A 23,531-nucleotide genomic window follows, 5' to 3' on the forward strand; every position below is an offset into this window, starting at 1 on the left:
AATCTCTCCCCTTTTATCCCCAATAAAATAAAACTATGTAATTTTTAACAGATAAGTAGAAATATAACATGATTTTCATGTAAAATCCATACTCTTATCTACATTATCCTCTATTTAAATAGTGTTTTTCTTCCAGCATTTTTCACATTACTTTCACATCTACTTCACAAATATAAGTAGTCCTATATGTTATACTAAGTATATCCTTTTCCAAGGAACTATATGCCGATATATAAATCCCTATCTCTGTAGGGATTTTTATTTTTGGATTCTCCATAACTTTGTTACAATGCCTATACACTATTTCTCTACTTTCTGTAGCTTCTGCACTTAAAAACTACTTCGTGTATTATTACTCTTCTAATATTGATTTAATATATTTCATATTTGGTTTTCAACTGACATTTTCATTGCTACACTAACTGCACTTCTTGTACTCGTTTTATTTGATGTCACCTCAACCGAAGAAATACAGCTATTTTTTATTTGAACAGGCTTTATGACGCAATTCCTGTTTCATGATTTTCAGTAAGTTTTTCACTTTTTCTAAACAATAATAAAGCGACTACATATAGGAAAGCAGTAAAACTACCTACAAATATAAAATTGTGAGATGCAGCAAATAGCAGTCCTGCTATTGCCGCTCCTATCATTTGACCAATATACATCGAAGCATTAGCAAGAGCTGCTCCTGTTCCTCTTGCTACACTGGACATGTTTTGTAAGTGCCTCATCATCAATACAAACAAAATTCCTGTCACAAAAAATAAAACAAAGAATAATAACTCCACAAATATAATGTTCTTTACATGAGGAAGTAATACATATAGCACTGCTGTAAATAGAATGCCGCCATAGAAAGAAAGGTTATAACCAATTTTATTTACGATTCTAGGACCAAAAATATTCCCAGTTAAATTCCCTAATCCTAATATGAGCATAGCTGTTCCTATTTCATGAATTTGTAAGCCAAATTGAATGGAAAGCCATACACCAAAGAATGAAAATGCAGCAAAATTACCAGTTTGAAAAACAAAATATGCAAAATAAGAAAGTGAAACCTTTGAATCTGTAAGTAATTGTTTATAGCGTTTTAAGATATTTGTTTTATTTCCACCTATATGAACCGGTTGTATTTCTGGTAATACTACATAAATAAGAATGACAAGTAGTGCTGATAATATACCAATGACGAAGAATGGTGTAGTATAGTGTATCATTGCTAAATACGACCCTACTGGTAGACCTAAAATTTGAGAGATTGATAACCCTGCTGTTGCAATCCCAATCGCCTTTACAATTTGCTCCTTCTCTATAAGGAGCGGAATAGATGCCCACACTTGTGGAGATACAAAGGCTGCACTTACACCTGCTAAAAATCTAAATGCTAGCATCCATAGAAAACCCGGTGCCATTCCACATAAAAACGTACTTAACGCAAAAAAACTCATTCCTATTACCATCACTTTTTTTCTGTTTAAGCCATCTGATATAGGACCAGCAATAAGTGCAAATCCAGCGTATCCTAAAGCATATGAACTTACCATCCACCCTGACAACTCAGTTGAAACATGATATACCTGTTGTAATGTCGGTAAAAGTGGTGAAATTAAGAAAGTATCTGTACCAATCATAAACATTATCGTAAAGAATACAGCTAGTACTCTTTTCATTTAAATCTTCTCCTTTTATATAAAAAGAGGGAACTCCCCCTCTTTTCAACTAAGCTTCTAAAATAGATTCAATCTCTTTCATAACCTTTTCATTCAATGAAACTTCCACCGCTCTTACACTTTCTCTTATTTGCTCCGCTCGTTTCCCACCAGGAATAACAGTATCAATTCCTTTTTTGTTTAGAAGCCACGCTAAAGCTAAATGCGATACTTCAAGATTCATTTCTTTAGCTAAGCCTTTTAACATTTCTACTTTCTTAAAGTTACTTTTGTATGTATTTTCTTCGAAGAGATTTACACTTTGACGCCAATCCCCTTCGTTCAATTTGAAATCTTCTGTATATTTTCCACCTAGTATCCCAAAGGCAAGAGGCCCATACGGAATAAATGAAATACTTGGTTCTATACAATACGGCAAAAGTTCTTCCCCAGCATTACGATCTAACATATTATATGGTGATTGTACAACATCTATATGTCCGTGCTGATTCGCTTCTTTTAATTGCTCTACATTAACGTTAGATATTCCAATTGAACGAATTTTCCCTTCTTCTTTTAGGCGATTAAGCTCTCCAATTGAATCTATGTAACTTGTTTCAGGATTTGTAAAATGTAAGTAATATAAATCAATATAATCAGTCTGTAATCTTCTTAAGCTATTTTCCACAGCATTTCTTAAATAGCTTGGTTCATTATTAATATAAACTTCTCCATTTAATAACGGCTGTATTCCACCTTTTGTAGCAAGTACAACTTCGTGGCGTTTTCCTTTCAATACTTCCCCTACCAATTCCTCTGATCTACCGAATCCGTATGAATCTGCTGTATCAAAAAATGTAATCCCTTGCTGAATAGCTTCTTCAATTAATTGTTTTCCTTCTCCCTCATTCACATCAGCATATAAATTATGTCCCCCTACAGCGTTTGTTCCTAGCCCCAACTTTGAAATATTAGGTCCTGCCTTTTGCAATTTTGTATAATTCATTTTTTCTCCCCCTATATTTCTATTGTTCGAATATATTCGAACAATAGAAATATACCACTTTGTATGTTATAGTGCAAATATATGAACTTATACAAGCAGGTGAAAAAATGCGTACTCTCTATCATCCAAATCGAGAAGAAATTCAATTCTCTTCTGTCTTATACGCACTTAGCGATCAAATTCGTTTACAAATTGTAACTATGCTACTAGAGAAAAATGAACAATCTTGTGGTGCGTTAAACATTCCAATTGCGAAATCAACTTTATCTCACCATTTCAAGGTTTTACGTGAATCCGGTGTTATGTATACACGCCTTGAAGGCACACAACGTTTCATTTCAATTCGTGAAGATGACTTAAATGCTAGATTCCCCGGTTTATTAGATGTCGTAATACATGCGACAGAACCATACTAAAAAAACATCCCACATGAATATGGGATGTTTTTTTAGTTTTTTCTATTCTTTTCATACAGTAAAACTTTAATCAATGAGGACTTTGTTCATCACACACTAGGAATACATGCGTTTAATTCTTTTTTACTTTAATAATTTGATTACATTTTATACAAACCATTAATATAGGGCCACCTACCTGTTTCAATTCCTGTAGTTGCTTATGCTCACACTCCTCCATATTATTACCTCCCTTATCATATAATTAGGTCATTTTGTAATCACTATAACTACTAAGTCCATTCCTAATTTAAGGTCTGAATAAAACGTTTAAACGCCGATATCCCTTCGTCGTCTCGTTTAAAAACACCAGCATCTTCAAGCGCCTGTATAAATTTACGTCCTAATTCTTCTCTTACTATCCCCTGTACATTTTGTTCATGTATTCGATTGTCATATTTTATTTTTAATTGTTCTGCCCATCGTATATGAGGCGTTGGAATATCGCTTGGAATGTTAAGTAAAAATTTTTCCACTTCCTGAAGTTCTGTTTTTAAACGCGCAGGAAGTACAGCTAATCCCATTACTTCAATCAGACCGATATTTTCCTTTTTAATATGCTGTATTTCCGCATGAGGGTGAAAAATACCTAGTGGATGTTCGTCACTTGTACGATTGTTCCGCAAAACAAGATCCAATTCGTACATACTATTCCGGTAACGAGCAATCGGCGTAATCGTATTATGTGGAACATCATTCGTAAATGCAAATGTATTTACAGATGGATCACTATACCCCTTCCACCTCTCTAATATGTACTCCCCTGCATTTACTATTTGTTCTATGTCGTTACTTCTTAAGCGAATAACTGACATAGGCCATTTAATAACAGAACATTGCATTTCTGGAAAGTTGGTGAGTTCAAAAATTAGGTCGTTTGATGCATTTGCCATAGCAAATTCATAGTTTCCACCTTGATAGTGGTCATGTGTTAGAATGGACCCTCCTACAATTGGCAAATCTGCATTGGAACCAAGGAAATAATGTGGGAATTTTTCTACGAATTTTAACAAACGTAAAAATGTTTTACGGTCAATTTTCATATCCCGGTGTTCTGAGGACAATACAATACAGTGTTCATTAAAGTATATATACGGAGAATACTGTAGAAACCAGCTTTCATCTGTAAGGTTCATACGAATCATACGATGATTCGATCGTGCAGGGTGTCCAATTCTGCCCCTATATCCTTCATTCTCTATACAGAGTAAACATTTTGGATAATTTGTACTTTCCAACACTCTTTCTCTAGCAATTTGTTTCGGGTCTTTTTCCGGTTTTGATAAGTTAATCGTTATATCAATGGCACCATATTCCGTATTTACTTTATAATTTATATTTTTGGCAATTTGCTTCATTTGGATATAGTCGCTGTTTTTACTTAATTCATAGAAATAATCTGTCGCAGCCTTCGGACTTTGTTCGTATTTTTCAGAAAATAATGTATTGATAACTGACGGTTTGGACATAAAAACATCCATAATTGCACTTGCTAAAATCTCCTTCTCGTCCAGTACTCCCTCAATGACTTTATGCATGCAAGCATATTCAATTAACTCTTCCAATAACTCCGAAATTGCTTTCTTTGCGGGCGCTGACGCTTCCACTACAAAATCATCTAAACGAAGTAAGGAAAGGATTTTATTCCTTGCATATATTGCATCTTCTTGTTCAATCAATTGAATTTCAATTGCACGATCAATTAACTGCTGAATAGCTTGATATATCATCAGTGTATACCTCCTCTAGCCTTATAGCGGTTTATGTTGTTGCGATGCCAGTTCCATGCACCTTTTATAATTTTATGGACAGACGTACGGCATAACCACCAGCCTAATATACATTTCGTAAAAAAAAATTAAATACTAGATTCCCCAGTACATGCAACAAAACCATACTAAAAAACATCTCCTATGAATAGGAGATGTTTTTTAGTATTTGCTATTCTTTTAATAAATCTATTAATCCATTACCTTCAGATGTACGTTCATACCCTAAAGGTACAGTTCTTTTAATAAGTTGTGCATATATTTCTGGCTCTGATAACTTTCTACCATATTCTCTCTCACACTGCTTAATGAGTAAGGCCAGCGCTCCAGCAACATGCGGTGTCGCCATAGAAGTACCACTTAATACAGCATATTTCCCTTCAGGATACGTAGATAATATTCCATCGCCTGGCGCCACTAAATCGATTTCTTGATTTGAATTACTAAAACATGCGATTTTCCGTTCTAAATTAACAGCACCAACTTCAATTACCTCAGAATAAGCACCTGGGAAGTCTAGCTCCTCCGTGTTATCATCGCAATCTCCATTATTTCCAGCAGCACATACAACGAGAACATCATGTCTTACCGCATTTTGAATTGCTTCATGTAATTCCGGAACGTCTTGCGGGCCACCAAGTGACATGGAAATGACTCTAACTCTTTCTTTATTAGGCCCTCTCCAATTTACAGCATAATGAATCGCCTCAATAATTTGCTCATAACTCCCAGAACCATCTCCCGCTAAAACCTTTAACACTAGCATTTTAGCAAGTGGTGCCACTCCTAAAACACCGACACCATTTTCAGTCGCTGCAATTGTCCCCGCTACATGAGTACCATGTCCGTTGTTATCAAGATAAACATTTGGATCCCCTTCGTAATCTTTCGTGAAATTTCTTCCGCCGATAATGCGATCCTTTAAATCTATATGATTCATATCACACCCTGTATCTAATACGGCAACGACAATATCTTTTCCTTTCGCACTCTTCTCCCATACTTGTGGAGCATGGATGAGTTGTACACCTGGTGGAATTTCATTTACTTGTTCAATCACCTTGTCTACTGTAAAAGGAATCAATTGTATACCTTTTTGTTTATTCGCTGTACTACTGTTCCTCATCGTAATCCCTCCTGAAAATATATTATTTTCATTTCAGACCACTTTTGAAAACGTTTAAATGTAACATTCGTTTTATTTGTTTCTTTTTCCTTCCTTAAAAATATTTCTCAATATAGCTTACTAATTTTATACTACTCTTTGATTTATCTCGTAATTTTTAAGCACCAAAAATCCGATTGGTACAACTAATAACCAAAATAAAAGGACCAATTTAATGGTCCTTTCATAGTTTTTAAAGAATGATATGAAATTTAAAAAATAATATAAATTAAGACTAAACCTCACTCTTGTTTAAAAACTTCTCTATTTCTTTTATTAAATGTTTCGCTCCATCTATACTAACAGTAATGTTTCCATTTGCTAATGATATGTTTTGATTTGAAACATCACCTGTTATTTGACAAGCATTGTAAGGTTGATATTTTTGTAAAATGACTTTATCTGCTTCTACGAAAATTTCAAGTGGTGATTTGATTTGGATCCCTAATACTTCTCGTAACTCTTTAGGAATAACAATTCGTCCTAATTCGTCTACTTTTCGAATAATTCCTGTTGCTTTCATATTACTCCCCCCTTACTTTCTATTATTTTTTCCACCTCGCTCTTTCCATTTTATCACTTTTTGGTAATACCTGCCTCTTTTTAGAAATTTTTGTACTCAAGTTAAAAAAACACATTTAACGAATACGTAATCTCTCTTTCAATTGTTTTAAATAACGAGATTGTATCAGTAAGAAATATACAACTTGAATTCCTACGAAAATACTTAATACAATCATATTTTCTTTAAATAATGAGTACTCAAACATCTGTCCCAGTGCAGTTAACGCTACTGCCCCATGTAATGTTGCAACACCTATTGGAACGAAGAATAAAAGTGCCAATCGAATTGTAACTACTTTCGATAATTCTCCACTCGTTAAGCCTACTTTTCGAATCATTTCAAACAAACGAGTGTCATCCTCCAAGTCAGAAAACAAACGGAAGTAAAGGAAGCTTCCTGCGCATACGAAAAATACAATACCAATAAAGAAACCTACAAATAAAATTGGTCCTGCGATTTGTAAACTTTGGTTTTGTTCGTACTCTTCTGCACTAAACGTTGCATGTTCTTCATAAGGCTTCATCTGATGAGTAAGTTCTTTACCAACCTCAATTTCATCTTTCGTTCCTTCTGTTTTGTACACATAATCTTTTTCCTCTTTAAATCCATCTTGTAATGCATCATATTGATTTTTAGAGATTACATAAACGTTACCTCTTAGTATTTTACTTAATGAAGAAGTATTAACTTTTTTCACTTTTAAAGGATCGTTCAAATGTGGTAAAGTAATTTCTTTTCTTTCTTTCATTGGTGGTCCTGGTATATCGACAAACAAAAATAAAACTTCTTTATTTGCTACAGTTTGAAATGGTTCTCCTGTTAATTTCGCATATTCCTCATAATCTGATTCTTTTATGAAAATGGCGCTTCTTAACGACTGCTCCTCCGCCTTTTTCGTTGAAATAGTAGTTTTAGAAGCTGCTATACTATGTTTCTTTAATCCTTCATCAATCATCTTCACATGCTGTAATTCATTACTATTTCCTTGCTTAGAGTGGTATTGAAACGCAATTGGTCTCTCCATAATTCCTTTCATCATTGATGCGAAACCAACTAATGTACCTATTGCTGAAAACGCTACAGTTGAAATAATGGTTACAATAAAGAACATTCTTGCGTTATCTCTCATACGGTAAGCTAAATCTGACAACGTAATAATATTTGTCTGTGTCCAATAGAAACGTTTACTTTTTTTACATAGTCTAATAATAAAGACACTCAACTGCTTGTACAGCAAGTACGTACCAATAATGACTACCGTTGTAACTGGAATCATCATGATAAATACCATTGCGCCGTGTGACATAAGCGCTCCTGCATATCCGGCACTAAGCAATATGACCGCTAATATAGAAGAAATAATAGATGCTTTCGGTTCCGGCTTCGCTTCCGCTGACCCTCTAAACAATTTCATAATTTTATTTTTTTGAATCATTCCTGCACTAAACAATGAAATAATTATAAATAATATGAAAAACATAATACTCGTTACAATAATTGCTTTCATTGGTATGTAATAGGCTAAGGAAATATCTAATTTTAATATCATCGGAGCTACCAATATTAACATTCCAGAAAATAACATTCCTGCAAGAATTCCAAAAACAATTGCCCCTATCCCAATCATAATATTTTCAAAGAAGATAAGACGCTTTAATTGATATTTCGTCATACCTAACATCATTAAAATTCCTAATTCACGCTTTCTCGTTTTTAAAAACATTCCCATCGAATATAAAATAAAGAAAAATGTAAATAAGTAAATAATGGACTGTGCAAAAGACATACTTACGAACACGTACTGGCCCAATTCTCCAGCACTTAATGCCGGATGAAACGCAAAAAATGAATACACAAAAAAGGCCATAATAGCAAATGCACTACTTAAAAAATACGCTGAATATGTTCGTCTATTTCGCGTCACATTCCGATATGCGAGTTCTCTAATATTCATATTACTTCTCCGCCCTTCTACTAACTATGTTCTTATATTAGTAAAGTACGGAAATACCTTCCATCGATTCAAATGACAAAAACCTTACATTATTGAAAGGTTTCAAAAAAATTGCTTAAACGAAGCAGTTTCATTATAATGACTACATTCATATTCATACACGCATCCTATTGTATATTCGTTAGTTTTGCGAAATAATAAAGGATAGAAGTATGTACCAATATACATATAAACTTATTTACCGCTTTAATACGAATAGGAGGAAACATAATGACATTACAAGAACAGATTATGACAGCATTACATGTTCAGCCTGTAATTGATCCGAAAGCAGAAATCCGTAAACGTGTTGATTTCTTAAAAGATTATGTAAAAAAAACGGGTGCGAAAGGGTTTGTACTTGGAATTAGTGGCGGACAAGACTCTACATTAGCTGGACGTTTAGCTCAGCTTGCAGTGGAGGAAATTCGTAATGAAGGTGGTAACGCAACGTTTATCGCTGTGCGCCTACCTTATAAAGTGCAAAAAGATGAAGATGATGCGCAATTAGCATTACAATTTATTCAAGCGGATCAATCTGTTGCATTTGATATCGCTTCAACAGTTGATGCTTTCTCAAATCAATACGAAAACTTATTGGGTGAATCATTAACTGATTTCAATAAAGGTAACGTGAAAGCACGTATTCGTATGGTTACGCAGTACGCAATCGGCGGTCAACAAGGATTACTTGTGATTGGAACAGATCACGCTGCAGAGGCTGTAACGGGCTTCTTCACAAAATTCGGAGATGGTGGTGCAGACCTATTACCATTAACTGGATTAACAAAACGTCAAGGACGCGCTCTATTACAAGAATTAGGTGCGGACGAGCGACTTTACTTAAAAATGCCAACAGCTGATTTATTAGATGAAAAACCAGGTCAAGCTGATGAAACAGAGTTAGGTATTACGTATGATCAATTAGATGACTATTTAGAAGGTAAAGCAGTTCCAGCTGATGTTGCTGAGAAGATTGAGAAGCGTTACAAAGTAAGTGAACATAAGAGACAAGTTCCAGCATCAATGTTTGATGATTGGTGGAAATAAATACAATATAAAAAAAGAAGCTAATCCCATTAGCTTCTTTTTTTATATTAACGATACATCCCTACTCTTTTCTCTAGTAAGTCCTGCAAACAATCCTCATGTTGTTGATTAAACAATGGTGGCATTTTGTTTAGCGGGAAAAACTTCAAATCCAACGTTTCATCACCGTCTACTTTTTTCTCTCCTCCGATAATTGAGAATGAAAAGAATATTAAAATGGACTGGGCTCTGTCTCCATTTGGATATGTTTGAAAATATTTTGTATACACTCCGATAAGCTCATTTATTTCTACATCATAACCTGTTTCTTCCTTTATTTCTCGAACCGCAGTTTCTGCGGCAGATTCCCCGATTTCCATTGCACCGCCAGGAAATCCCCAAGCGTTAAAATCACCTCTTTTTTGCAGTAATACTTCTCCATGTTCATTCAACACACAACCACCCGCAAAGTTTATGAGAACACAGTCGTGCCCTACTTTTTCACGTAATTTTTTTATATAATTAGCCATCCGCTTCTCCTTTTCATACATCTTCTATCGCTATTTCTTATCTTTTTCAAGCAATTCAATCATTCGATCTAGCTTCTGATTCATATGCATCACTTGTTGTTTTTTTGCAGCGCTGCTTTGCAATAATCTTCTAAGGAACAAAGTAAATGATAGGAAAAACAAAACGATAAGTCCGATTACTAAACAAGTATATATCAATGTAAAAATATTACTTTCGAACAAATTCATTCAAATCCCACATCCTTCCTTTTTATATTTTATCACACAATTCTGTTTTTTGGAGTGATACATAATAAAAAGAGCACCTTTCCAAGATGCTCTTCTTAATTAATAAGTAAATGTAATTGTCGCTAATGAATAATCTGCCATTGCACTATATGGTGCTACTTGATAAGATACACGCTTGGCACCTTTTGGCCAATTTATTTCATTTAACACTTTTTTTATATCTTGCATTGTTCCATCCATAGACTGCTTATATCGTACTTCTACTTTTTCTGGCTTAGAAGCGAATTGTTGCTGCAACTTTTGCTTAAATTCATTATAATTTTCAGCCCCATATTGTGCTGATAAATATTTTAAATTAGTATCTTTTAACATTTGCTCGTATACGGGAGTTTTCGAACTACCAGCTTTTATTTTGTTTGTTAATTCACCAAAATAACTTGTAGTTGCTGCTGGATATTTACTACGATCCCATTCATGATCTTTACTTAATTGCTCATCAGACATATTAAAATATGAATATGTTACGCGCCCAGCTTTATCTGGCACTGGATCGTCAAATGTCGTATCAAGATGATACCACTTGTTTTCAATGTTTACTAAATTCCATGCGTGAGCTTGTCCATTTCCTGTACCTGTTACAATATGATTTTGGATACCCGCTTCTTTTAGCAATTCATACGTTAATAACGTATATCCTTGGCAAACGGCAGAACGGTTCGCTAACGCTTCATATGCTGTGTACGCTTGATAAGACGTATCATAAGATACGTGTTTTACAACGTAATCATGAATAGCTTTTACTTTCTCATTCTCATCCATCCCTGGTTTTACAATTGAACCGATAATTGCTTTTGCCTGAGATTTTACATATTGTGTTTGCTCTTTTGATTCACGGTATTTCACTTGCAGTGTAAACGTATAGTTTCCTGGTAACCCTTTAATAGAATATCTAGTAGACGCTACATTATATTTTACATACTCATCTGCATCTACAATTTTATTAAATTCACCATACAATTGGTCCATAATATTTCTAGCATTTCTATCTTTTGTTTTATATGTGATTGTAATATTTTCTTCTCGATTATCAATCTGTTTTTTTAATTCTTTTCTGAAATCATTTAACAACTTTACATCTGATTGTGATGTCGCTACAGTTGGATTCGTAGCTGCATAAGATACAGATGACGCGTGTAAGCCCCCCATTACTATAGTTGAACAAAGTGCGGCAGCTGTCACATACTTACTTGTCTTTCCCATCTCGTCACTCCTTACATTCTATAACTATACGAAAAAGTATCGTATAGTTTCAGAGTATACAATACTTTTTCGTATAGGTCATATGAGATTATGCATATTTAACATTGTAAAAAGGTTGTTCTTTTTACAAGAACAACCTTTTTCATTAACAAGTTTGTAATACACAGCATGTATTTTCAAAACGTCGATTTTTCAAGTCTTCATTTCCAATACAGAAATAAAGCATCCCTAAATCTCCCCACATCATATTACAATTTTTAGTATCTGAATCAATTTGGAATAAAAGCGTCATTTGCTGCGGGTCTATGTCCATATATTGTCCAGTCTCGTACAATACCTCATCTTGTACAGAGAATGGCTCGCCAAACATTTGATGGTTATCGTAGTTGTCTGGGATTAGCTCTTCAAGTAATTGCAAGAAACGATCTGAATCAGCCTCATCTTCAATAAAAAGCTCTGGCAATTTATACGTTAGTTCAAAAGTAGTTGCACACTGGTTATAATTCGTTTGCAATGCATCTGCTCTTCGTAATTGCTCTACAGGAACATCATAATAAAGCACACGCCCCGCTTCAGTTGGATTCACATCTTCTTCAAAGTAATTTTCAATGCTAAAGAAATATAACATCCCTGTCTTAGGAAGATTGTGATCTATACCAACATTTTGTAAATCATTTAAATTAAATTGAGCGATAAATTGTAACGGATTTCCTTTATACATTGGATATTCAAATGAAGCTGGTAAATCAGGAACTCCTCCCATTTTCGAACTACCTTTCGCAACTGTTTTCTCCTGCTTTGGCACAACTTTTACACAAGGAAATACAGTATGAATAAGTTCCTCTTTTAAATGTGTCAGCCCATATTTATCAATTAATACTTCAATTTTATTATTCATAAATTCTCCTTATATTTACATACTTATTTGTATCATCGCACAAAGATTATACTCCATTCTTTGTAAAAACAACAAGCCTCCCAAAAAACGGGCTCTTCCTCCATACGCGAACAAGTATAAAAAAGCATAGTATACATTGTTCCTACAAACACGATAGTTCATTATTTCTTCCAGTACATTTTCCCCTCGTTCATTTTTATTTTTAATTTAAGGAGGAATTCCACATGGGTTACGGATATAGTTGCGGCGGTTACGGTTACGGCGGTAGTTGTGGTGGATGTGGTTATGGAGGTTTCGCTTTATTAATCGTTTTATTTATCCTTCTAATCATCATCGGAGCTAGCTGTTGGGGTGGCTTTGTAGGCTGCTAGTAAATTTAAAAACTATTGTAAAAAAGCACGTACAATACGTGCTTTTTTGCCATTTTCAAATCTTTTATTCGAAAGGAAGTATGATTAATGAAAATTGATGGTGTTTTTGAAGGAGGCGGTGTACGCGGAATTGCGCATGTCGGGGCAATTTGCGCGTTAGCTGAAAAAGGCTATGAATGGGAACGTGTAGCTGGCACATCAGCTGGTTCGATTATCGCTGCGCTCCTAGCAGCAGGATACTCTTGCTCAGAACTAAAAACGATTATAACTGACATTGATTATAATAAATTTACGAAGAGAACCTTTGTTGACAGAATCCCGTTTATTGGAAAAGGATTAAGCGCATGGACTACTCTTGGTATTTACTCTAATATTTTTATAGAAGAATGGATTGAAGAATTACTTCGAAAAAAAGGAGTTCACTTATTTACAGATTTACCTGATTTAAATAAGCTTAAAATCATCGCTTCTGATATAAGTAATGGTAAAATGGTTATCTTTCCTGATGACTTACCAAACTACGGATTTTTAAATTATCGCTTCTCTATTGCTAAAGCTGTAAGAATGAGTAGTACAATCCCCTTCTTCTTTGAACCAGTAAAATGGAGAACTCCAAAATGGAAGCAACCTTGTTATATGATTGATGGAGGGATTTTAAGCAATTACCCAATTTGGATTTTCGACTCACCTAACTCTCCTCGCTGGCCGACTTTTGGATTTCACTTTGTAAAAGATGAGATTCAAGCTGATCCTGCCCACTATAACGAGCCTATCTCTATGTTCAAAGGACTATTTAAAACAATGATGCAAGCCCACGATTTACGTCATTTAGATAAGGAATCAAAAGCAAGAACAATTACAATTCCAACGGGATCCATTACAAGTACAAACTTTGAGTTAACAAAGGAAGAAAAAGAGTGGCTTTACAATTCTGGCTATAACGCCGCAAATAAGTTTTTACAATCTTGGAACTTCAGACAATATATTGATGAATATAGAAATGGAAATCAAGACCGAAAAACAAATCGGTATTTCCGTCAACTTGACTCATAATACTATTATTTTTCATACGAGAACACATAACGCTTTCAAAAAAAATAAGCCTAGTAATATCATATATTACTAGGCTTATTTACTTCCTGCATAAATTATTATACATTGCTTATGGATACGTTAACCCTTCCGCTTCCTCCGCAGTAATAACTGTGTATCGATTTCCCGTTCGTAATCCTAACAATTCTGCTTTTTCAATTGCATCCTGCTTTGTCTCCGCATATGCAGCTAAATATTTTTCTCCATTGATAATTTGGCAAATTACATATTGTTTCATTACTTTCTCCTCTTACTTTTTCATTAGTTGTGCAAGTTTTTTTATACCTATTTCCATTTCTTCTAACGTTGCGTATGAATATGATAGGCGCAAAAATTGGTTTGCACTTCTATCATACAAAGTACCTGGGTTTAATAAAATCTTTTCTTTCAAAGCTTTGTCAAATAAGCTACGGTTTGAAACGGGTACATTCATATGTAACCAAACATAAAAACCACCTGTCGGTTCATACCATGTTGCTATATCATGACAATATTTCTCTAACATTTGTAGCATAAAATCTCTGCGTTTTTTCAATTTAATTCTTACAAACTGTAAATGTTCATCATACAATCCATTTGTAAACCATTCCGCTGCAATTTGCTGAGAAATAGAACTTGAACCATAATCTGTTTGCATTTTTATGTCTGCCAATCTTTGAATAACAGGCTCAGATCCAACAATCCATCCAATTCTTAATCCTGGGCTAATAACTTTAGACATACTCCCGATATGTAGTACAATTCCGTTTTTATCATATGCTTTTAAAGGCTTTGAAACAGGCTCATCAAACCATAAGTCTTGATATACCGCGTCCTCTATAATAGGCAATCCAATTTCGTTACATATTTCCAGCACTTCTATTCGTTTCTTCGCATTCATACTAAAGTTCGTCGGATTATGAAAAGACGGGATTGTATATAAAATAGATGCATTAAATTGCTTCTTATATTTTGTAATATATGATGCATGTAAACCGTTCTCATCCATTGGTATTCCAATGAAACGCATTCCTGCTGATTGAAAAACATTAAGCGAATATAAATAGGATGGTTTTTCTAATAAGATGGATGCCCCTTTTGGAAGAAGCCCCATAGAAATAAGTTGCAATGCTTGAATTGCTCCTGAAACAATTAATATAGAATCAGGAGTTACATAAATACCATGTCCTTTTAAATAGTCCGCAATCTTCTCCCTTAAAGAGAGATTTCCTTTCGGCTCTTCATAACCAAGCGTCACCTTTGATGCTAAAAGTTTATTCATAATATCTTTCACCTTTTTTTCAGGCAAAAGACTTGGCGCGAGCTCACCTGTTCCTAAACGAATTACATGCGGATAAAATTCAGCTTGGTTAATCTCTTGAATAGCAGGCAGATTCGGATAATGAAGTCCTGTTTCTACATAAGACTGCCAATTAGGCGGGGGTGCGTACGTTGTTGAAGTATTCTTATTATTATTTACAACAATTGTTCCTTTCCTGCCATTCCCTTCAATGTACCCCTTTGCCACTAGTTCATCAAAAGCCATTACAATTGTACTCCGGTTCACACCAAATGTATGCGCCAAATCTCTTTGTGAAGGTAATTTCGTCCCAACAGTCCATTCACCATTAACGATTCTTTCTTTTATATACGTTTCTATTTGTTTATACAAAGGAGTCGCTAGAGACATATTAGGTTTCCAAACGAATCTTTCCATCATATCACCTTATATTCTTTTTGGTTGGTAACCTCCCCAACCATATGGATGGATACAAATTTTCATTTCTTCTATATAATATACACTATCATAATGAATTAAAATAGGAGGTAATATGATGAGTGAAGCAATTATTCATGGTATCATTCTTGCATTTGGCCTAATCATTCCATTAGGTGTCCAAAATGTTTTCGTCTTTAACCAAGGTGCGAGCCAACCAAACATTTGGAGGGCAGCCCCTGTAGTATTAACTGCCTCTATATGTGATACGTTACTCATATTAATTGCGGTGCAGGGTGTCTCCCTTGTACTCCTTACTTTTTCTTGGCTAACTAACACGTTATATATAATTGGATTTTTCTTCCTCCTATATATGGGCTTTGTTATTTGGAGAAGTAACCCTTCCAACGATATAAAACAAGAAAACATCATGCCATTAAAAAAGCAAATCCTTTTCGCTTCATCGGTTTCACTATTAAATCCACATGCAATTTTAGATACAATCGGTGTAATTGGAACAAATTCTATTCAATACATAGGAAGTGAAAAATGGGCTTTCACACTTACAACTATTATCGTTTCTTGGATTTGGTTTATAAGCTTAGCTTTAGCGGGGAAATTTCTAAAAAGAATAGACTCAACTGGAAAGACAATCGTATTATTAAATAAATTTTCTGGTCTCATCATATGGGGTGTCGCGCTTTATATGTTAAAACAAGTCATTTATTCTTAATGCACGAAAGAGAATTGCATGTTACTTAATACATCATGCAATTCTCTTACAAATTATGAAGTAGGTTCCGATCTCTGTTTTACCGTCTTTGCATCTTTTGCTGGTTTAATCCAAATGATTGCTATAACAGCACCAATACCAGCGAATATACTTGTTAAATAAAACACTTCATGGTCAGTGCCTTTCATGAAAAAAGAATATAGAGGTGGCCCAGCTGCTACACCGATAAATCGCATGGAACTATAAAATGACGTAACCGTTCCCCTTTGCTCCTTTTCAATTCCTTGTGTAATTAGGGCGTCTAAACATGGGAGTGCCATACCAATTCCTAACCCCATAATAACGAGACAAAGAAGTAGTAAATAGATCCCTTTTATAAATAAAGGAATGATGACTGCTGCAGCTGCCAATAAAAAGCCAATATAAATACACTTCTTCATAACAGTTTGATTATCTCCAATTTTTTTACCAGCCATATATGAACTAAGTGACAGTACAAGTAACGGAATAGCAAGCACACAACCTTTCCATATACCATGAATGTCATACTTTGATTCCAGTATAGTCGACAAATAAAAGAGAATTCCGAATAAAATAAGCATAATAATTGCACCCAATACAAAAATGGCAATTAACCATCTTCCCTTTTCTCGAAACGTAGAGATAATTGATTGAATAAACTCTTTAAGTGGTGGTACTTCGCCTTCTTGTTTCTTTGCCTTTACAAGAACAAGCAATAAAACGATTGATACTACGCATAAAACTGGAATCGCCCAAAATGGTAAGAACCATACAATGGCTGCAAGAGCAGATCCTAAAATAGGGCTCAGTACTTTTCCAAATGTATTCGATGTTTCAATGATTCCTAAACCAGTACTAACTTGTTTTTCATCCTTGTATAAATCACCAACACACGGTATAACAACTGGCATTGCACCAGCAGCACCAATACCTTGAATCGCTCTACCTATCAATATCCAAGTGTAGGGATTATCAACTTTCCAAGATACCCAACCAGTTATCGCTCCTCCTATAGCCGCAATCAGCAAACTCGGAACCATTACCATCTTTCGGCCCCATCTATCTGATAAATAACCAGCAATCGGTATAAGTAAAATAGCTACGATAGAGTAAATTGTAATAATCATGGATACTTGAAACGATGAAATATGTAATTTCTTTTCGATAGTCGGTAGGATTGGAATGAGCATTGAATTCCCTAATGTCATAACAAGTGGAACTGATGCAAGCGCAATTAAACAACAGTTTTCTTTTTTTAACATGTTGACTTCGGAACCTTTCATCATATATTTCTTACCATATAATAGCCCTGCTGGAACGTAATTTTTCATTCCACCAGGGCTATTACATCTTTACTATTTCCCATTCACAACAAAAGAAATTGGGGAAAATATAGTATTATTTCTATTCTTTGAATCCAGTTCGGAATATATCCATACCAATTAATTGAAAAAAAAAGAAAGGAAGAATCCTTCCTTTCTCCTATAACCTTCTACAATTAGCGAGTATATCCGCCACCAAGTTGTTGTTCTGCCATCGCTACTAGGCGTTTTGTAATTTCACCGCCTACAGAACCGTTTGCACGTGAAGAAGTATCAGCGCCAAGTTGTACACCAAACTCTTGTGCGATTTCATATTTCATTTGATCTAAAGCCGCTTGTGCTCCATGTGATGCTAATTGATTAGAATTACGATTTCTAGCCATTACCAATCACCTCCTTATTTATATATAAATTGTGTTAAATTTTAATTTAAATACATGGTAATTTTTGGTTATTTATATTTTTAAAAAAGAGTCTCTACAATGAGAGACTCTTACATCATTTCATATTAAGAAGTTACTACTTCTAAATTTCTATTCCTTAATACTTTCATTTCTTCTTTTAATATATCTTTTGCATTATGTCCAAACCATTCGAGTGAAGCAAAATGGTCAGTATCTCTCACTACCTGAATAATCTCATCATAATTTACGATACCTTCAAATAACGGAACCATACCAATTCGGCTTCCCGCTGCCGCATATACATTATTGGGCTCAAATACATGCAAATAATCTGCTGACGATATATTCTTAAAATGATAATGTTGTATCCACGGCCTTAGTCGATGGAAACTGTCTATTGGATTTGCACCAGACTCCCATATATGAAGAAAATCAAGGTTTATTTTCAAATTCGGATGATTTACTTCCTCTAATAATTCCAAAGTAGAAGGCAACGTATCCGTTAATGTATTTGGATGTGTTTCTAAAAGTACATACATATTATGCTTAGCAAACAAATCACAAATGTTGCGAATTCGCTTTACGTACTCTTTCCTTTCCTGTTCCGAGAAATCTTCGCTTCCTTTTTGTCCAGCAAACGTACGAATTTTGTTCGTTTTAAACCAGTTAGCTAGTATTGCAAGTTGTTCACATTTCTCTATCGTTTTTTCAAAATCTGCCGATAATGATATGTCTAAATAATCACTGATCATCGTAATTTCCAAGTTTTTATCCTTTAAGCAATTCAATTCTCGTTCTGTCGTTTCATACTCTTGTATATACAAATTTTGTGCATGAGTCCCCCACAATTCAATTCCTTCAAAACCGTTTTCATATGCAAATTGAACAATATCAGTAAATGAAATTAATTGATGACGAAAGGAAATAGTACATAACGAATATCTCATAGGTTTGAACTCCCTTATTTTAAATTCAGCTAGCTTTTTAATACGCTAAGACAGACTGGTTTGTTTTCATTTCTTTCCATAACAAAAACTGTCTCTCTAATTCAGCCTTAATTTGCAGTTCAATTGCATTCATTTCATCCATTTTTTCAACAATTGATACTAACATACCTTTATTATTCGTCATTGCCATTTTGATTGCACGATACTGTACATTTGTAAATCCTTGTACAATATCTTCTACCCGATCACACCAATAATCAAATTCTTGCTCCGAATATTGCAACGTTTCACGGAAGTATGCAAAGGCATGTTCATAACTATATTTACGAATTGCAAGTACTGGTATTTGCTTCACTGCCGCTACAAGACCCGGAAGCGAATAACCTTCTTCTTCATTTGCCATTTTTACAATTATATTTTTCAATTCCATAGTCAGTTCATTGTCGTTTCTTTTGAAAGTTTCCAGGAAATAACTTGCTACCATTTCTAGCGTTGGCTCCTGAATTCCTTCTACATCAATGAAATAACCTCCACCAAATGGGTTATCTTGAACAGAGTGAAGCACTTTTTCTCTTTCCATATTCCCTTCCCAGCGAAAATCAGGATCTAGCATGAACCACTCTTCTTCTTTCTCTGTCTCTGATATCATTAAATAATGTGGAAACGGTTTTTGATGAAATTTATTTTCCCTCTCTGGTAGTAGAGACATATCAACCATTACAATGACATAACGATTTTCCGGCTTATTTTCTACTAATTCTAAAAATATTTCTACATTGCTATTTTTATCTTTTGCATGATCGTACCATTCGTTCACTTTCATACCATACAATTTTTCATACCATAGTAAGTAATTATCATGGTTAATGTTTTCAGAGTGATATGAAATAATTCCGCCTTCTGTAATATCAAAATCTCCATCCCATAGTCCAAAATAAAATGGACGAAAATCAATATCGCTACGCCTTTTTATAATTTCACAAAAACAACTCACTAAACAGTGCACTTTAATTGAAGTCATACTCTCATCCACTTTCCTAAAGGTTAGTTATTCACATTTACTTCCTGTAGCGGCTGTAACTCCTCCATAAAATCAAGCAAAGATCCTACAGTAAGAAATGCCTTTGGATCTACCTCATCCTCTGGAACGCATAGTTTTAAATCTATTTCTATGTAAACTATGAGTTGTAACATCATTACCGAATCTATATATAAATCTTGGTTTAAACGCATCGTTTCTTCTAAATGCGTTACATTTTTCAGTTCCATTTTTTCTGTCATAATTTTCAACACTTCATTTTTTAATGTTTCACGTCTCATGCTGTAACCTCTCCCATCTCTAGTAACTTTCTACTTACTTTTCCAGTTTTATTTTTCGGAATTTCAGTTACACTTTCAATTTCATGTGGAACTTTATAAGAAGGTAAGTGCTGCATACACCATTCTCTTATTTGCACGGGATCAATATGTGAGATCACTTTCGCTTTAACAATTTCGCCTATGACAGGATGTTTCCCTCGATATACAATTGCCTCTTGAACACCTTCCAGTCGAAGCATCGTTTCTTCTACTTCTATAGGAAAGACTTTTAATCCTGAAACGTTAATTACATCATCCATACGCCCCATAAAATGAAGACCACGCTCAGTTTTATACCCTAAATCTTTCGTGAAAATTTCCTTATCGTTCATTTTCACTACGATTTCTTCGGGTATATTTTCATCTGAACCTATGCTTATACTCGTATGAGGTAGTGGATTTCCTAAATCTAAATGGCTTTTCATATCATGACATATACTAATACAACCTGCTTCAGAACAACCGTATTGTTGCATCATATATGTTGTCGTTTCTTTTAGTTTATAAAACAATGCTTCTGGCAAAGGCGCTCCAGACGTCATAATTTTATGGAATTGAAACGTTCCTACAGGAAAACTCCCCATAATATGGAGCATAAGTGGTACTGCATATATGATATGTTTTTCTGTATTGCGAACTACATTCAATGCGAATTTAGGATTTTTATTCGTAATGATGATAGGTTTGCTTCCCCTTGCAATTGCAGATAACGTACCACATATTAGTCCGTATGAATGTGAAACAGGAGCCATAACGATCGGCTCTTCATCTACTTCACAGTTTAAAGCTTCATTATAAGCAGTAATTTCTGTATCAACCTCCGTCCATGCTCTACGAATCAGTTTCGGTTCTCCCGTAGTTCCAGAACTATATTGCAATAAAGAAGGCTCTTCTAGTAAAGCGTTCACTACATCTAATTTCGTAAAATCGCCATATTCTCCATATAAAATTCCTATACAATTTGCACGCTTTGCCATTTCAATGGCCGTTTCTTTTGGCGTATCTTCATGTATAAGTATTACTGATGATTTCTTTTCTTTTAAGAAAAACACAAGCGTAATAATATCGAATGGATCTTTCAGACAAAGAGCAAATCTATTTCCCTTTGCTTCTTGAAATTGTTCCATTTCCTCATAAACTTGTAATCTCAAATCAAAATCACTTTTGCTATACTCTTGTTTATTAACGATTAGCATAATTTCCCCCTGTAGCAACTGATTTTTGTTTGTTAAGTTGTCTTGCTCTATACAATGGATTTGGAACTTCATGAACAAGCGATTCCACATCCATATATAATCGACGCTTCGTTAATTGCTCAGCATAGAATGTAGGAGTGTATAGTTGAATACTTTCAAATCTATCTTTCAAGTGTGGATATTTTCTAAAATGATTTTCGATTTCTTCGACTACCATCATCCAAAAACGTTCTTCTTTCCATTCATATTCATCCGCAAGTACGAAAGCTAATTCTCCTACATTAAATAAGAACAGTGCATCTAGTACCATCTCTTGCAAACATTCGATGCAATCCATTTCAAAGAAATCATTCATTTTTCCATTCGCATATGTTTTATGCATTTTAGTAAAGTCCGGACATTTATTCATTTCTTTTAAGAATGGACGATAAAACTCAAGTCCTTCATGGAAATCTTTTAATGCAATACGGACAGGTAGCCCTTCTTTATGAACTAAAATCATATTTTGTCCGTGTGATTCTAACGCGATCCCATGCTCTACAACAAGATGTATAACTGGAATAATCGCTTTTTGAATAAGTAATTGTAGCCAATTTTCTATCCCATATTTGTTTAGCCATGCATCAATAACTGGTATCCCATCTTTCTCTTTTGCATATAAACCGTTAAAGGGAACAGCATCCTCTTGCTCATCAAAATATTTATGAACGCTTTCACGCCAAATGCATCCTAATGAACCATATGCAGCTTTCTTATTCGTATCATACGTTACACTCGAAAATTCCTTTAACAAAATTACACGTGATCCATCCCTTAAATAAGAATCTTGACTTACGACATCACTTAACCAATTCGATATAGCTGGTGCACTCACAACTGAATACGGTTTCAGCGTACGGAGTGTTGAAGTGTTAAGTATGTTCAGCGATAACTTTACATACGGTCTCTTTGGATTCGTAACATTTCTTAATGTTCTCATTGACTGTTGCGCGCAATAATCGTCCTCTGATTTTCCTAAATAAATAATATATTTATCCTGTATATGATCAGCATAATTTGGAATGATGAAATTCTCCCACTGCCAAGGATGAACCGGTATAAACACGTACTGTTTTGGATCACATCCCGCGCTGTGAATTCGTTCCATATACGCTTCTAATTTATGCTCGCCTATCTCACCTTTTAAAATATTGTCATAAATCACTTCATTTTCATAACCTACAGTCGCATACTTCTTATGTGCTGCAATCCATATGAGTTTTATCGGCCTAATAAATTCATATCCATATTGAAAATTGTCACGATATTGAAATCCAATGCGTGCTTTATAGCTAGGATGATATGGATGACCGTCTATTAAAAGGCTTTCAAAGTCATCGTACGACTTTTGAGTATATTTCACCTTATTATGTCTTTCATATTGTGCAATTGTGTCTTTAAATATCGTTTGTTCTAATTCATGAATAAACGAATCTAATTTCGTTCGTTCTACGTTAACAACTCGAAAAATTTCTTCCAAAAATTGTGAGACTGATTTTATTTCTTGTTGTTCCTCTTGAACTCTTATTACTAATGAATCTATAGCGATACGTCCAAATGTCATTCGTTCTCTTCCATAGCATTCGTACGTGACACTTTTGTTGTCTTCATCAAGTCCTTGTATAAGAAAAAAAATTTGTTCTTCGTTTTCTATACGAACTGGCCTAACGATCCCCTCATAAATTAACGACTCTACTACTTGTCGTAACACTCTTCTTCGCACTGAAATGTAATCTTCTGATTCAAGCGCTTTCAATATTTTCGTATGATACATGTCCACTCTCATAACCCCCTCCACCTC

24 protein-coding genes are annotated in these 23,531 nt (G+C 34.6%); 5 read left to right on the forward strand and 19 right to left on the reverse strand.

The features are described 5' to 3' along the window. Positions 1-497 precede the first annotated feature (497 nt). Together QCI44_RS18340 and QCI44_RS18345 are read right to left on the reverse strand one after the other, a co-directional pair. Positions 498-1,673, reverse strand: coding sequence for an MFS transporter (locus QCI44_RS18340; RefSeq protein ID WP_016134213.1), 1,176 nt, complete (start codon positions 1,671-1,673; stop codon positions 498-500). Between the two features lie 49 nt (positions 1,674-1,722). Continuing rightward, positions 1,723-2,658: an aldo/keto reductase gene (locus QCI44_RS18345; protein WP_016088261.1), complete on the reverse strand. Its 936-nt coding sequence runs from the start codon at positions 2,656-2,658 to the stop codon at positions 1,723-1,725. 107 nt (positions 2,659-2,765) lie between these two features. Here QCI44_RS18345 and QCI44_RS18350 point away from each other — a divergent pair, with 107 nt between their 5' ends. After that, entirely contained in the window at positions 2,766-3,074 is a 309-nt protein-coding gene (locus tag QCI44_RS18350; RefSeq protein WP_001259916.1) for an ArsR/SmtB family transcription factor, read from the forward strand. A gap of 284 nt (positions 3,075-3,358) precedes the next feature. On the opposite strand, the gene galT is transcribed toward QCI44_RS18350, so the two are convergent. From galT to QCI44_RS18370, 4 genes are all read right to left on the reverse strand, one after another. Beyond that, positions 3,359-4,843, reverse strand: a complete 1,485-nt coding sequence (gene galT, locus QCI44_RS18355; RefSeq protein WP_353811381.1) for a UDP-glucose--hexose-1-phosphate uridylyltransferase — start codon at positions 4,841-4,843, stop codon at positions 3,359-3,361. Between the two features lie 211 nt (positions 4,844-5,054). Beyond that, a complete protein-coding gene (locus QCI44_RS18360) occupies positions 5,055-6,008 on the reverse strand; it encodes a serine protease (RefSeq protein ID WP_001246218.1) in 954 nt (317 codons plus the stop codon). Between the two features lie 274 nt (positions 6,009-6,282). After that, on the reverse strand, positions 6,283-6,570 hold the full coding sequence (locus QCI44_RS18365; protein ID WP_353811382.1) for an AbrB/MazE/SpoVT family DNA-binding domain-containing protein: 288 nt from the start codon (positions 6,568-6,570) through the stop codon (positions 6,283-6,285). Positions 6,571-6,685: 115 nt separating this feature from the next. Beyond that, positions 6,686-8,566, reverse strand: a complete 1,881-nt coding sequence (locus QCI44_RS18370) for an FtsX-like permease family protein (protein ID WP_353811383.1) — start codon at positions 8,564-8,566, stop codon at positions 6,686-6,688. 270 nt (positions 8,567-8,836) lie between these two features. Here QCI44_RS18370 and nadE point away from each other — a divergent pair, with 270 nt between their 5' ends. Beyond that, a complete protein-coding gene (gene nadE, locus QCI44_RS18375) occupies positions 8,837-9,655 on the forward strand; it encodes an ammonia-dependent NAD(+) synthetase (RefSeq protein WP_000174908.1) in 819 nt (272 codons plus the stop codon). A gap of 47 nt (positions 9,656-9,702) precedes the next feature. Here nadE and QCI44_RS18380 read toward each other — a convergent pair whose 3' ends face one another. The 4 genes from QCI44_RS18380 to QCI44_RS18395 all read right to left on the reverse strand — a co-directional run bounded on the left by QCI44_RS18380 (position 9,703) and on the right by QCI44_RS18395 (position 12,550). Further along, the gene (locus QCI44_RS18380) at positions 9,703-10,164 is read right to left on the reverse strand and encodes an NUDIX hydrolase (protein ID WP_000035010.1); all 462 of its coding nucleotides are present in this window, start codon (positions 10,162-10,164) and stop codon (positions 9,703-9,705) included. Positions 10,165-10,194: 30 nt separating this feature from the next. After that, positions 10,195-10,392, reverse strand: a complete 198-nt coding sequence (locus QCI44_RS18385; protein WP_001048106.1) for a DUF4083 domain-containing protein — start codon at positions 10,390-10,392, stop codon at positions 10,195-10,197. A gap of 99 nt (positions 10,393-10,491) precedes the next feature. Next, positions 10,492-11,652 carry a transglutaminase domain-containing protein gene (locus QCI44_RS18390; protein WP_016088267.1) on the reverse strand — a complete coding sequence of 387 codons (1,161 nt, stop codon included), beginning with the start codon at positions 11,650-11,652 and terminating at the stop codon, positions 10,492-10,494. Between the two features lie 145 nt (positions 11,653-11,797). Next, on the reverse strand, positions 11,798-12,550 hold the full coding sequence (locus QCI44_RS18395) for a YwqG family protein (protein WP_353811385.1): 753 nt from the start codon (positions 12,548-12,550) through the stop codon (positions 11,798-11,800). Positions 12,551-12,774: 224 nt separating this feature from the next. Between QCI44_RS18395 and QCI44_RS18400 the strand changes: the two genes are divergently transcribed. Continuing rightward, entirely contained in the window at positions 12,775-12,921 is a 147-nt protein-coding gene (locus QCI44_RS18400; RefSeq protein ID WP_000540425.1) for a YjcZ family sporulation protein, read from the forward strand. Positions 12,922-13,008: 87 nt separating this feature from the next. After that, positions 13,009-13,974, forward strand: coding sequence for a patatin-like phospholipase family protein (locus QCI44_RS18405; RefSeq protein WP_016088269.1), 966 nt, complete (start codon positions 13,009-13,011; stop codon positions 13,972-13,974). Between the two features lie 109 nt (positions 13,975-14,083). On the opposite strand, the gene QCI44_RS18410 is transcribed toward QCI44_RS18405, so the two are convergent. Both QCI44_RS18410 and QCI44_RS18415 read right to left on the reverse strand, forming a co-directional pair. Further along, positions 14,084-14,251, reverse strand: a complete 168-nt coding sequence (locus QCI44_RS18410) for a DUF3933 family protein (protein ID WP_016088270.1) — start codon at positions 14,249-14,251, stop codon at positions 14,084-14,086. A 12-nt stretch (positions 14,252-14,263) separates the two neighbouring features. Continuing rightward, positions 14,264-15,709 (reverse strand): aminotransferase-like domain-containing protein, encoded by a 1,446-nt coding sequence (locus QCI44_RS18415; protein ID WP_016134207.1) that lies wholly within the window; start codon positions 15,707-15,709, stop codon positions 14,264-14,266. Positions 15,710-15,827: 118 nt separating this feature from the next. On the opposite strand from QCI44_RS18415, the gene QCI44_RS18420 reads away from it, so the two are divergent. Then, positions 15,828-16,442: a LysE/ArgO family amino acid transporter gene (locus QCI44_RS18420; protein ID WP_016134206.1), complete on the forward strand. Its 615-nt coding sequence runs from the start codon at positions 15,828-15,830 to the stop codon at positions 16,440-16,442. Between the two features lie 53 nt (positions 16,443-16,495). Here QCI44_RS18420 and bcbE read toward each other — a convergent pair whose 3' ends face one another. The 7 genes from bcbE to QCI44_RS18455 form a co-directional block, all read right to left on the reverse strand. Then, entirely contained in the window at positions 16,496-17,725 is a 1,230-nt protein-coding gene (gene bcbE / locus QCI44_RS18425) for a bacillibactin exporter BcbE (RefSeq protein ID WP_033659825.1), read from the reverse strand. A gap of 236 nt (positions 17,726-17,961) precedes the next feature. Beyond that, positions 17,962-18,168: an alpha/beta-type small acid-soluble spore protein gene (locus tag QCI44_RS18430; RefSeq protein ID WP_000113545.1), complete on the reverse strand. Its 207-nt coding sequence runs from the start codon at positions 18,166-18,168 to the stop codon at positions 17,962-17,964. A gap of 125 nt (positions 18,169-18,293) precedes the next feature. Beyond that, positions 18,294-19,136, reverse strand: coding sequence for a sugar phosphate isomerase/epimerase family protein (locus tag QCI44_RS18435; protein WP_353811386.1), 843 nt, complete (start codon positions 19,134-19,136; stop codon positions 18,294-18,296). 37 nt (positions 19,137-19,173) lie between these two features. Next, positions 19,174-20,157: a DUF6005 family protein gene (locus QCI44_RS18440; RefSeq protein ID WP_353811387.1), complete on the reverse strand. Its 984-nt coding sequence runs from the start codon at positions 20,155-20,157 to the stop codon at positions 19,174-19,176. 23 nt (positions 20,158-20,180) lie between these two features. Then, positions 20,181-20,456: a petrobactin biosynthesis protein AsbD gene (gene asbD, locus QCI44_RS18445; RefSeq protein WP_016088276.1), complete on the reverse strand. Its 276-nt coding sequence runs from the start codon at positions 20,454-20,456 to the stop codon at positions 20,181-20,183. Next, a complete protein-coding gene (locus QCI44_RS18450) occupies positions 20,453-21,691 on the reverse strand; it encodes an AMP-binding protein (RefSeq protein ID WP_353811388.1) in 1,239 nt (412 codons plus the stop codon). The genes asbD and QCI44_RS18450 overlap by 4 nt, the downstream gene beginning before the upstream one ends. Further along, positions 21,678-23,516 carry an IucA/IucC family protein gene (locus QCI44_RS18455; protein WP_353811389.1) on the reverse strand — a complete coding sequence of 613 codons (1,839 nt, stop codon included), beginning with the start codon at positions 23,514-23,516 and terminating at the stop codon, positions 21,678-21,680. Before QCI44_RS18455 ends, QCI44_RS18450 begins: the two co-directional genes overlap by 14 nt. Positions 23,517-23,531 lie beyond the last annotated feature (15 nt).

Origin of the sequence: Bacillus cereus group sp. RP37 (assembly GCF_040459695.1) — a bacterium.
In the GTDB taxonomy this organism is placed as follows: Bacteria; Bacillota; Bacilli; order Bacillales; family Bacillaceae_G; genus Bacillus_A.